This is a genomic window from Pseudolysobacter antarcticus (genome assembly GCF_004168365.1).
In the GTDB taxonomy this organism is placed as follows: domain Bacteria; phylum Pseudomonadota; class Gammaproteobacteria; order Xanthomonadales; family Rhodanobacteraceae; genus Pseudolysobacter; species Pseudolysobacter antarcticus.
Genome location: NZ_CP035704.1, coordinates 176,146 through 187,840 on the forward strand (window position 1 = coordinate 176,146; position 11,695 = coordinate 187,840).

Below are 11,695 nucleotides of genomic sequence, written 5' to 3' on the forward strand. Positions count from 1 at the left end.
CCAATTCATGAAGTAAGTGGCGTCGAATTCTGAGCCACGAAAATCACGCCTTGCCCTGTGACATTGCGGGCTTCAGCAGCGCATTCTTCGATGCAAATAGCGGCTCACAATTCGGCGCAAATCAACAGCGCAGCGCATTGAAGCGGCGCGCCGTTGCGTGCCTGCATCACAGCGACGGCTCGAAGCTGTTGGCAAAGATATAGTCGCCCTGATACTCGACGGCGCCGATGTCGCAATTGCCCGCGAAAGGTCGGGTGCGCCGCGAGCGTCGGTGGTCAGCGTGGTGACACCGTCGCTTTCAAGGCAATCGGTCGCGGCGTCGGTTGCCGGGCTGTTGGCGCCGATGGCCAGGGTCGGCATTGCCAGCGGCGAATCGCCGTACATATGCAGCGGCCCGAGCAGTGGATCCGTCGTGAGCGGCGCGCTGCCAGTCTGGGTGGCGTTGCCGAGATTGGCCGAAAACTGCACTAAATTCTTGCCCACATAAACCACGCTGGCAGCGTTGGTGTGGGCGCCGTTCTTTGCGTTGATCAGCACGTCGTTGCCGCTGCCACTGTCGGGATGGGTGCCGCGAATAATGCTGTTGCGTACGGTCAACGAAGCCATGCTGAGGGTGCCGTCGAGCAGGTTGTTGCCGTAAGCGAGCGAGTATACGGTGGCGTCTTCGGGGCCGCCGGTGTTAGCGGCGTTGCCGCTCAGGAAGTTTCCGGCCAACGTCGAGAACTCGACGGTCACTGCGCCGTTGAGGTTGAAAATCACCGCGCCGAGGCCGCTACCGCCATAACCGCTGGCGGTGTTGCCCGTGGCGGTAACATTGCGCAGCACCACGGTACCCGTGTGATTGAAAATGGCACCGCCCATGCCCGCTCCGCCCTTTCCCGCACCAAAACCGCTGCCGACATTATAAAAACCGCCGCCCCGCCGAAGGCGCCGAGAAGGGGAGTAAAGCCGTTATAGCACCGCCCAATACCGCCGCCAAAACCGCCGGCGCCAGAAGCTCCGCCGGCTAAGTCGTAAGCGCCGCCGCCGCCGACGCCGCCGCCCCCGCCGCCCCATATTCCGGCGGTGCCACCACTGCCGAAGTTCCCGCCGTTGCCACCCGGTACAGAGGTATTACCACTACCACCACCACCATCCCCGCCGACCCCTCCGGCGCCCAATACGCCGCCCTGGCCACCGAGCCCACCCAGCCCACCGCCGAATGCTCCCCAACTTCGTGGAAGGGTGGTGCCGTCCCGAGCGAAACCAATCACGCCGCCGTCGCTGCCGCTTAGAAAGCCGCCGCCGCCACCAGAACCACTACCCGAGGGTATGAAGCCAGGATCAGGGCTAAACGACCACAGCGTACCTGTTCCGCCGTACGCAAGGCCAAGTGTGCCGCCAAAGCCGCCACCGTTTGACCCGGATGTAGGAACGTTCGGGCCCGCATCCCGGCCCATGCCGGCACTGGCGTGATCGGCGATAGCGAACACGGCCGCCGCACCCAGCCGACCAACGCAAACTCTGCGGGTGGCAAACGCCGACTTCATACAAGACTGCGCCATGAGTCGCACCGGCTTGAACGTATAACGCCTTGCCAGCGGCGCAAAACCTCACTTCGGCCACGACGGATTTTTCGAGGCGCGAAAGCGGGGTTGCTCGGCGAAGAACGAGCCGGGCAACGGGAAGTGATTCCGGTGTTGTGCCCGGATCACGACTCCGGTCTACGGGAGCCGCGCGGTTACGGCAGGGCCTCGAACCCATTGTGGAAGATGTCGTCTGCCGGATAGACGAACAGCGAGGCACTGGAGAGAGCGCCGCTGTTGTCGTGCCCCCCCGCCACCAGCACCTTGCCCGAGGGCAGCAGGGTGGCGGTGTGGTAGTACCGCGCGGTCGCTAGCGCAGAGGCCGGTCCCCACGTGTTGGTGGCCGGATCGTACAGCTCGGCACTGGCGGTGACATTATTGCCGCTGCTGATTCCCCCCGCCACCAGCACCTGGCCCGAGGGCAGCAACGTCGCCGTGTGTTCATCGCGCGCGGTCGCCAACGCGCCTACGGCCGACCAGGTGTTCGTCCCCGGAGCGTACAGCTCGGCACTGACGGCAGGTTTGAAGCTGCTGTCCTGCCCCCCGGCCACCAGCACCTTGCCCGAGGGCAGCAGGGTGGCGGTGTCGCGGTACCGAGCGGTCGCGAGCGATGCCGCCGCAGTCCACGTATTGCTGGCTGGATTATACAGCTCGGCACTGGCGAGGGGACTTAGGCCGTTGATCCCCCCGCCACCAGCACCTTGCCCGAGGGCAGCAGGGTGGCAGTGTGCGAGTACCGCGCGGTCGCGAGCGAACCCGCGCTGGTCCAGCTATTGCTCGCCGGATCGTACAGCTCGGCACTGCCGACAGTGCTGTTGACGTTAACGTATCCCCCCGCCACCAGCACCTTGCCCGAGGGCAGTAGGGTGGCAGTGTGAAAATCCCGCGCGGTCGTGAGCGATGCCGCGGCAGTCCACGAGTTGCTGGCCGGATCGTACAACTCGGCACTGGTGAGAGGATTACCGCCGGTGTCCTGCCCCCCGCCACCAGCACCTTGCCCGAGGGCAGTAGTGTGGCAGTGTGCGCGTACCGCGCGGTCGTGAGCGCAGAGACCGATCCCCACGTGTTGGTGGCCGGATCGTACAACTCGGCACTGGCGAGACGGCTGGTGTTGGATCCCCCCGCCACCAGCACCTTGCCAGAGGGCAGCAGGGTGGCAGTGTGCAAGTACCGCGGGGTCGTGAGCAAACCAGTCGCTTCCCAGGCATTGGTGACCGCGCCTGCCGACGCGCTGAAGGTCAGCGCTATCCAGAGCAGTGCCCAGCCGGACAGGGTTTTCAATGACCAGCGTGCCAACGCATTCATAATTCGCTCCCCTGCTGCTGTTCGGCAAAGTCACAGCTATACGCGAAACGATGGCGGAAAGTACGGTTCAATGATGCGCTGCCTTGCATAAGCAATTCCTCGTGCGGGAGGTTTCGTGGGTGATGTTTGGCTTGTGTGGCAGTGTGCCGCGAGAGCTGGCCCCGTTTGTTCGGCCAGTTTTTCGCTTCGTACACGCATAACCCAGCGCAAACTAAAACAGCAGCCACATTATCGGCGCGCCGGTCAGGCGAGCGGTAGTCCGAACGTCTCAATTGCCGACAATCGTCGCGATCGACGACTGGGGCGTCAGATTATCCCGCCGCTTGCTGCGGACTGTGCGGCACGCCAATCGCGCGGCGTCATGCCGACGTGTCGCCGGAAGGCCTTGTGGAACCCCGCGGGGTCGCCATAGCCGCAGCGTTCGGCGATCGTGTCGAAGGCGAGGCGCGGCCACGCCGTCAGCAACTTCGCCGCGTGTTGCATCCGCTGGAAATGACAGGATAAGCGCGCGTGATGCGCGCATCGCGGCGGCAAAACGCCGCCAAACGGGGCGACAATTTCCATCCAGTCGTGCACATGCGACGCACGACAGCGAATGGACGTCCCGCGAAAGTACCGCAGCTACGAACGTGGGTTGATCAGACCGTCCCTAGTGCTGATCCGGCACTACGTCTGCTTCCGGCCAAAAGCGGAAGCTCATTGAATCAGGATTCTTCAACCCTGAAGCGGTTGCGGTTCTCGACATTTGATTGAACCTCGACCGCTTTCGCTGAAGAGATGGAGCCTCCTCAGAACCCGGCGCGATTCACTCGCGATGACCTGCACAAATCGAAGAACCGTGTCACGGCCGTGACCTGACTTGCCGCTCCGCGCAATCCGTTTGCGCTGAAGTCGCAGCGCAAACCCGGCACCCCGACTTCCACTGCGCTTCGTTGCCCCTCGCGTTCGCGTGATGTGCTACTGCGCAGCGCGCTGTTCGGCTAAGGGTGTTGCCTCGAAATCGTCGTGGAAGAGATCGTCATACCGCTCGGCGGTGGCAGTGATACCACTGCTGCCAGATCCCCCCGCCACCAGCACCAGACCCGAGGGCAACAGGCTGGCAACGTGCTCGGACCGCGCGTACGCGAGCGAACCTGCCGGTGCCCACGAATTTGTGGTTGGATCGTAAAGCTCGGTGCCGCTGGAGCTGCTCCCCCCACCACCAGCACCTGGCCCGAGGGCAACAGGGTGGCGGTGGGGAAGTACCGTGTAGCCGCAAGCGAACCCGCCGAGGTCCACGTATCACTGGCCGGATCGTAGCGCTCGGCACTGGCGAGATAGCCGCTGGGGCCGAATCCCCCCACTACCAGCACCTGGCCCGAGGGCAGCGTCGTGGCGGTGTTTCCGCTCCTCGCGGTAGCGAGCTGACCCGCCGAGAGGGTCCACGTGTTGCTGGCCGGATCGTACAGTTCGACCCTGGAAATACGTTTATTGTTGCCGTATCCACCCGCCACCAGAACCTTGCCGGAAGCTAGCAGGGTGGCGGCGTGATCGTAGCGCGCGTACAACATCGAACCCGCCGGGGTCCACGTATTGCTCGCCGGATCGTAGAGTTCGGCACTGGCAAGAGCAGCGGGGATGTTGTTCGATCCCCCCACCACCAGCACCTTGCCGGAGGGCAGCAGGGTAGCCGTGTGGGCTATGCGTCTGGTCGCGAGTGACGCTACAAAGCTCCACGTATTGCTGGTCGGGTCGTACCGCTCGACACTGTTGAGATTGGTGTCATTGATGCCCAAGCCCCCCACCACGATCACCTTGCCCGAGGGCAGCAGTGTGGCGGTGTGGGAGCCTCGCCGATCCGCGAGCGAGCCCGCCGAGCTCCACGTATTGCTGGTTGGATCGTACCGCGTGGCTTCCGGGAGCAGGCCGCCGCCGTCGCCTCCTCCAACCACCAGCACCTGGCCCGAGAGCAGCAGGGTCGCGGTGGAACCGACCCGCTGGGTCGGGAGCGCATGCGCCGGTCCCCAAGGGCTGGAAGCTGCGCCTGACGGCGCGGCAACGGTCATGGCCATCGCGACCAGCACCCAACCAAAAAGAGTTTTCGACGATACGCGTGTAAACAGATTCAAAACACATTCCCCTGCCATGTTTGACGGTCGCATTGTAAGTATGAAAATCCAGTGGGATGTAACCCATGGTCGCGCTCAGGCCGACTCGGTCGGTGCGCCGGCGCTCGTTACTGCGATGTTGCCGGCGTTTGCTGTGGACACCAGCGCGAATCCCGACAGCAGCAGGGTAACGGCCGCGAAACGATGGCGGAAAGTACGGTTCAATAATGCACTGCATTGCATAAGCAAATCCTCGTGCGGGAGTGTTCGTGGGTGATGTTTGGCTTGTGTGGCAGTGTGCCGCGAGAGCGGGCCCGGTTTGTTCGGACAGTTTTTCGCTTCGTGCACGAATAACACTGTGCAACTGCGTGCGCTGGAAGTACATGACCAGACTTCCGGCAGAACGTTATCACCTCGCTGGAGTGTTGATCAGCGATGAAAAGGCCTTCGCTGACAGCCGCTTTGTGTCCAAACGAGCAGGTCCTGGGCGGCAGGTTTGGGGAAGCTAATCGAAGCATCAAACGTAAACGATCCAAGACGCTGACCGGATTGCCCATCCCGAAGGGCAGCACCAGGTTTTCCTCCATTGTGTAGTCGACAGCACGGCGGCGAACACAACATCGCTGGCATCGACCGCGACGCCGCAGCGGTAGCCGAACCGACTACCGAACGATCTCCTTCACCGCATTGTTGCCGGTATCGGCGACGAACACGTTGCCGAGCGCATCGACAGCGACGCCGTAGGGCTGGTTGAACTCGCTGCCGAGCGTGATGACCGTCGTATAGCCGGGCGCCAGCATCTCCTTCACCGCGTTGTTGTAGGTATCGGCGACGAACACGTTGCCGCTGGCATCGACGGCGACGCCGTAGGGAGAGTTGAACCCGCTGCCGAGCGTGATGACCGTCGTATAGCCGCCGGCTGCCAGAATCTCCCTCACCGCGTTGTTGTTGGTATCGGCGACGAACACGTTGCCGCTGGCATCGATGGCGACGCCGTAGGGAGAGTTGAACCCGCTGCCGAGCGTGTTGATCGTCGTATAGCCGGGCGCCAGCATCTCCTTCACCGCGTTATTGTCGGTATCGGCGACGAACACGTTGCCGCTCGCATCGACGGCGATGCCGATGGGATAGCTGAACCCGCTGCCGAGCGTGATGGCCGTCGTATAGCCGGGCGCCAGGATCTCCTTGACGCTGTTGTTGTCGGTGATGAACACGTTGCCGCTGGGATAGACGGCGACGCCGGCGGGATAGCTGAACCCGCTGCCGAGCGTGATGACCGTCGTATAGCCGGGCACCAGAATCTCCTTCACCGCGCTGTTGTTGGTATCGGCGACGAACACGTTGCCGTTGGCATCCACGGCGACGCCGTTGGGCTGGTTGAACCCGCTGCCGAGGGTAAGGATCACTGCAACCTCGAACCCGTTGCTGTAGATCGTGTCGTCGCGCACCGCCAGCGTCGCGTTCGACGTGTTGCCGAGGCCGCCATTGGTGGAGTTCACCTGTACGCTGTTGTTCTTCACGCCGGGCGTCGTGCCCTGCACGACCAACACCATTGTGCAGGAGGTGCCGGCTGCCAAAGTTGCGCCGGACAGACTCGCCGAAGAGGCTCCCGCGGCAGCCGTGGCGGTGCCGCCGCAGGTTTTCGTCAATCCATTCGGCGTGGCCACCACCATCCCTGCAGGCAGACTATCGGTGAAGGCAACGCCCGTGAGGGAGTCCATCGCGTTCGGATTGGCGATAGTGAAAGTCAGCGACGTGGTGCTTAAATCTGGAATCGTTGCCGCGCCAAAGATTTTCTTGATCGTTGGTGGTAACAACTTCTCCGCCAGTGTCGCTTCCACTGCCCCGATATCGCATTGCGCGCCCTGCGGGCGGGCGATGCCACGCTGATCCGTGGCCGGCGCATTCGTACAGGCGATGGCATCGACTACTGGGCTGCCCCTCGCTGGCAGCATGGTCCACGTGGGGCCGCCGTTGTTGGCCAACGCACCGAGTTGCGGATCGCCCCCGATGAAGTTACCCGATGAACCGGGTGCCGGGCTGGAATAAAGGTTCAAATCTTGGGTTGTGTTGCCGGCAATGATCGAATTGATCAGTAGAGGCTGCACGTTCGCCCCCAAGAAGCCGTCCCCTTGGTTCGCGCTGATCGTGGTGTTGGTCAGCGTAACGATAGCGCCAACACCAATCGCATAGATGCCACCGCCACCCCCGGGATGGGCATGATTCCCGGTGACCGTGCTGTTGGTCAGTGTGAGGGGCATACTCGTATAGATGCCGGCGCCTTGGCTTGCCACATTGCCGCTGATTGTGCTGTTGATCACTGTGACGGAACCTGATCCGCCGGTGTTCCCATAAATGCCACCGCCAACGCTCCCGCCGTAGTTGCCGCTGACTGTGCTGTTAATCAGCGTGAGGTTACCCGAGACCGTAATACCGCTTCCCACAGTGCCGGTGACCGTGCAATTGGTTAGCGTCAGAGACCCGTTTGCAAAAGTATTGGCGACTCCGCTATAGGCGGCATTGCTCAGGGTGAGATGGCTCAACGTCAGCTCACCGCCGCCCGGCTGGCCCTGGGAGATGATGGCGAAATTATTGGTCGCGCCGGAAGGACGCTGGATCGTCACGTTGCCATTGGCGTTGGCGTCGATGGTGAGGTTTTTGTTAGCGTCGATTGAGATGGTACCGGTGCTCACATCGGCGAGCGTGATCGTATTGGCCCCGCCGATGGGAAACGTGGTGACATCAAAATTGATGGTATCGACGGTATGAAAGGCTGACGCCCCACTGTTCACGCAGCCGGTGCCCGCTACGGAGCCGGCATTCATGGAAACAACGGCCTGACGCAGAGTACAGGTGGCTGCGCTGCCCGTATCGCCGGAAGACTTCACCACGATGGTGGCGGCCACGCCGGGCAGTGGCGTCACGCCCAAGCCCAACGCCAGCGTCAATAACGCGAGCGCTCGCTGAAAGGCGGACCCGCCACAGCGCGCAAAAATCGTTTCGGCAATTCGCATCAGCTGGCCCCTGTTGTGGCAGATTCCCAAATTTTTCATCTTCACCACGCTATTTTTTCGCCGGATTCAGCAACGCACACTTTCCGAAACCCGGGCGGGAATACACGTCCGAGCGTCCTCTCGTGGCCGAATTCGGTCGGTCGTGCAGTGAGCGACCAAGGGTGATCATGAGCAGCGCGCTGATCACCGGATACCGGAGCAGCCAAATTATCGGCGCGCCGGTCAGGCGAGTGGTAGTCCGAACGTCTCAATTGCCGACAATCGTCTGCCGACAATCGTCGCGACCGACGACTGCGGCGTCAGATGATCCCGCCGCTTGCTGCGGAATGTGCGGCACGCCAATCGCGCGGGGTCATGCCGACGTGTCGCCGGAAGGCCTTGTGGAACGCCACGGGGTCGCCATAACCGCAGCGTTCCGCGATCGTGTCAAAGGCCAGGCGCGGCCACGCAGTCAACAACTTCGCCGCGTGTTGCATGCGCAACCAGCGCAGGCGTTCCTCGACACCCTCGCCGCGCGCCGCGAACACCCGGTAGAGCTGGGCGCGCGAACAAGCCAGCGTCGCGGCCACTGCGTCGACGGTCACCCGCGGGTTGGCTACCTGTTGGCCCAACTGGTGCAGGGCCGCATCGAACAAGGCATCGTCCAACGCGTCCGACCAATGGTGCCCTGCGCTGCGGGTACTCGCCAATGCCACCAGCGCCAACGCGCGCGCCGCTCGCAGCGCTGCCGCAGCCGCCACGCCATCGCACCCGCCTTGCCGCAGTCCGCGCACACACGCTTGCAGTTGCGCGCTAAGCAGAGTGGGCGGCAGCGACCGTACCGCCATGCCGCGCGGCACCGCGTCGCCACCGACCGCTTGGACGATGGCAACGCGCGAAATGCGCAGATAGGACGTGTCGATTCGCGAGGTACGCGCCGTCATTTGTCGTCCCGGATCGAATAACACGGGCCCCGAGCCTGCGTGCAACTCATGCGCCTGATCCTTACCGTGGCGGATGTGCATGTAACCGGCATTGACCACGCCGATCACGATCGCGGTGTCGTCTGCGTCGGCGCCGAAACGGGATGCGCAAGGATCCGCTTTCATCTCGACAAAATCGACCCCTGCAGGCGTCAGCGCATACCTGAAGTCGCCGAAATAATCATCGCGTGCGCCCAGCGGAGATTCAAGGCGGGACCCCGTGGCAAGGGCGCGACAGAATTCGAAACGATCGCCCGCGGGCACTTCTCGTGTTGAATGGTGCACCCAAGTGACCGGCAGCTGCGGCGCATCCACCGACTCATGCCCCGACAGCAGTGTTTGGGTTGCCGAAGTGTTCACGCGCTAACCTCAAACGATGCGCAGGTTCTCGGGCATGCGCTGCGGATCGCACCAGGACGCAGCGTTGGCGAAGGCTGAAACAGATCCGGCGGCAGCAGAGTCTCGCGCGTTTCGGCATGCACCTTGCCACGCACGGTGTGCAGACCGGGCGTCCCGGCGCAGCGGTCGAATTCGGTCACGTTGTATTCGACGCGATCAAAGTCGTGCTTGAAGGCAGGTTGGCCGATGAAGTCGTAAGTTGCCTGCATGGCTCTGGCCGGTTCGCTGGTCAAGGTTTGCTACTGCACCAGCAGCAGACCCGTTTGCGATCGTCATCAGCCGTGGTGAGATTATCGATCACTGTTTCGTGTCCCAAGCACTCAAAAACATCGAGCGATTTACACATCCGCCTTTTTGAGATCAGTCGAAGCTGTTGGCAAAGATCTTATCGGGGCGCACGATGCTGATGTCGTCGAGGTAAACGCTGGTGTCGCCGGCGGACGCCGCGTTGCTCGCCTCGAAGCGCAAGGTGTGGGCGGCGTCGTTCGCGTACGCCGATATGTCCACGGTGGCCAGCGTGTAGGCGGTGCTGTAGGGCCCCGCCGTTGCCGGCGTGAGGCTGAAGATCGTGGTGCCGTCCATCTTCACCTTGAAGGTCGCGGCGGGATCGGGAGGCGAGGAGATGCTCGACTCCCACCACACATAGAAGTTCAAAGTTTTCGGGCCCGATGCGATATTGCCGGTCTGTTCCACCGATCCTGCTTCCGCGTTTCCGTTGGCGCCGCCGAACCAGACCCAGTACGCGCCGGTGCGAGCGCCGGGGCAGGCGGCGCCGCCGCACACGGGCGTGCCGTAGCCGGTGGAGGTCTGGGTCCAGTAGTCGGGCACAACGCCCGCTTCGAAGCTGCCATCCTGGACCAAGGAGGCCTGGACCAAGGAGGCGACCGAGAAGAGCTGGAAGACCACCGCCTGATTCTGCGTCGCTGGGCCGAAGCCGAAGAGTTCGGTGCTGAGAAAGTTGAAATTGGTGCGGCTGCTGTCGTGGAAGTAGCCGTACTTATGGTCCAGGGGGTTCGAGCCAACAGCCAGCGCAGTGCCGCCATCGCGCACAATCGCGGTGAGGGCGTCGTCGTCCCGAAAGCCCAAGCCCGTGCCCCGGTCGCTCTGGAAATTCACCACAATGCCGTGGGACGTGAGGCCACTCAGCGGAATCGGCGGGTCGAGCGGCAAGTTGAACGGCATAAACGTATTGGGCTGGAAAGTAAGCGGGCCAGTCTGGGCCTCGATGAGGTAACCCACCGCGCTGGAGAACACCGGCGTATTCCCTGTGGCGGCGCTCGACCAGTTGTCCAACAGCTGCACTCGTGCGCGAATGCCAGCGTAATTGGTCGGGTTGTTCGGCAAGAACGCGCAATACACGCTGATGCTCGAGATGATCGGATTGGCGCCACCGGCGCTGCCCAGATCGATCGGCATGCCAACGTAGGTCATGTTTGAATTTGAGATGATTTCGCGAAAGTTTTGGGTGCCGGTGTACGAATCGAACACCGGCACCTGCACATCGCGCACGCTCTGCAGGGATTTCCCATTGACGAGTTGAGCGACCAGCGGTGGGCCCGGTGTCAGCACGCGTTGCGGCGCTCCGCGCTCCGTGGCGCCCGCGAGCGGCGCTATCAGCACCAACAAAAACGGCAGCAGAAACTTCATGCATCTTTCCCCAAGTGAGTGTCTGCCGGACGTCCGGCCGCGTGGCGTGATCCGCGGCCCCTGCCTGGGTCCGGACAGCGCAGCATCATGCATGCTCGCGATGCTGTCAATCGCGCATCGGGCTGCGCGAAAGGCCGGCCGTGGGGCATCGAACGACCATGACACCGGCGTGGATGGACGGGTCGACAGGCTGTATCAGCAGCTGCGCATACTGGCGGGCAGCGAACGCCGTCGCGGCGGTTCGCCCGACACCTTGCACACCACCGCCTTCAATACGACTTGGCGCTCAACGCCCTCGCGTGCGACTACGCGCGAATGCTTGGCCAAGTCGTCGCCGCGGTGGGCACCACCGTGAACGCAATGGAAGCGTTGTCGCTGCAGGATATGGCACAAAGGGTGGATCGACTGGTCGCTTTCGAAGCGGCATTGACGGGCTACTACATCGATATCCCGCCCGAGTAATATTCTCCGGTGCGCACCCGTTCGGTCGAACACTAATTGGCGGTTGCAGCCCGGCGTGACCGCAGTGCGAAGCGGCTCATGATTTTGTTCCCTTGTAGTCATTGTCGACCTGCTGCGTCAACTTACCCCGTCTACGTCGATCCGCTTGAGCAAATAATCAGGGACAATATCGACAGGTATGCTTGGCATCTGATGCAATCTGGTCCAGAGCTGCCGTTACGAGCGACGACTTTCAGTGGTTTTGTGTCACGACT

At 62.6% G+C, this 11,695-nt stretch carries 11 protein-coding genes and 1 pseudogene; 1 reads left to right on the top strand and 11 read right to left on the bottom strand.

The annotated features are described in order from the left end of the window. Positions 1-72 precede the first annotated feature (72 nt). The 11 genes and pseudogenes from ELE36_RS00815 to ELE36_RS00855 form a co-directional block, all read right to left on the bottom strand. Positions 73-861 carry a hypothetical protein gene (locus ELE36_RS00815; protein WP_129831292.1) on the bottom strand — a complete coding sequence of 263 codons (789 nt, stop codon included), beginning with the start codon at positions 859-861 and terminating at the stop codon, positions 73-75. Between the two features lie 859 nt (positions 862-1,720). Then, on the bottom strand, positions 1,721-2,116 hold the full coding sequence (locus ELE36_RS00820) for a Kelch repeat-containing protein (protein WP_165371413.1): 396 nt from the start codon (positions 2,114-2,116) through the stop codon (positions 1,721-1,723). 119 nt (positions 2,117-2,235) lie between these two features. Next, the gene (locus ELE36_RS20450) at positions 2,236-2,628 is read right to left on the bottom strand and encodes a Kelch repeat-containing protein (RefSeq protein ID WP_207215833.1); all 393 of its coding nucleotides are present in this window, start codon (positions 2,626-2,628) and stop codon (positions 2,236-2,238) included. A 32-nt stretch (positions 2,629-2,660) separates the two neighbouring features. Next, positions 2,661-2,870: pseudogene (locus ELE36_RS21100) on the bottom strand (hypothetical protein); the annotation flags it as partial. Positions 2,871-3,176: 306 nt separating this feature from the next. Further along, complete coding sequence (locus ELE36_RS00830) at positions 3,177-3,434, bottom strand: helix-turn-helix domain-containing protein (protein WP_129831295.1); 258 nt, start codon at positions 3,432-3,434, stop codon at positions 3,177-3,179. Between the two features lie 416 nt (positions 3,435-3,850). Beyond that, positions 3,851-4,978 (bottom strand): Kelch repeat-containing protein, encoded by a 1,128-nt coding sequence (locus ELE36_RS00835; RefSeq protein ID WP_165371414.1) that lies wholly within the window; start codon positions 4,976-4,978, stop codon positions 3,851-3,853. A 75-nt stretch (positions 4,979-5,053) separates the two neighbouring features. Further along, the gene (locus ELE36_RS20225) at positions 5,054-5,200 is read right to left on the bottom strand and encodes a hypothetical protein (protein WP_165371415.1); all 147 of its coding nucleotides are present in this window, start codon (positions 5,198-5,200) and stop codon (positions 5,054-5,056) included. 419 nt (positions 5,201-5,619) lie between these two features. Next, positions 5,620-7,971 carry an NHL repeat-containing protein gene (locus ELE36_RS00840; protein ID WP_207215834.1) on the bottom strand — a complete coding sequence of 784 codons (2,352 nt, stop codon included), beginning with the start codon at positions 7,969-7,971 and terminating at the stop codon, positions 5,620-5,622. Between the two features lie 299 nt (positions 7,972-8,270). Further along, entirely contained in the window at positions 8,271-9,293 is a 1,023-nt protein-coding gene (locus tag ELE36_RS00845; RefSeq protein WP_129831298.1) for a helix-turn-helix transcriptional regulator, read from the bottom strand. Further along, on the bottom strand, positions 9,290-9,565 hold the full coding sequence (locus ELE36_RS00850; RefSeq protein WP_129831299.1) for a hypothetical protein: 276 nt from the start codon (positions 9,563-9,565) through the stop codon (positions 9,290-9,292). The genes ELE36_RS00845 and ELE36_RS00850 overlap by 4 nt, the downstream gene beginning before the upstream one ends. 127 nt (positions 9,566-9,692) lie before the next feature. After that, positions 9,693-10,979: a hypothetical protein gene (locus tag ELE36_RS00855; RefSeq protein WP_129831300.1), complete on the bottom strand. Its 1,287-nt coding sequence runs from the start codon at positions 10,977-10,979 to the stop codon at positions 9,693-9,695. A gap of 279 nt (positions 10,980-11,258) precedes the next feature. Here ELE36_RS00855 and ELE36_RS00860 point away from each other — a divergent pair, with 279 nt between their 5' ends. After that, on the top strand, positions 11,259-11,441 hold the full coding sequence (locus ELE36_RS00860; RefSeq protein WP_129831301.1) for a hypothetical protein: 183 nt from the start codon (positions 11,259-11,261) through the stop codon (positions 11,439-11,441). The last annotated feature ends 254 nt before the right edge of the window (positions 11,442-11,695 follow it).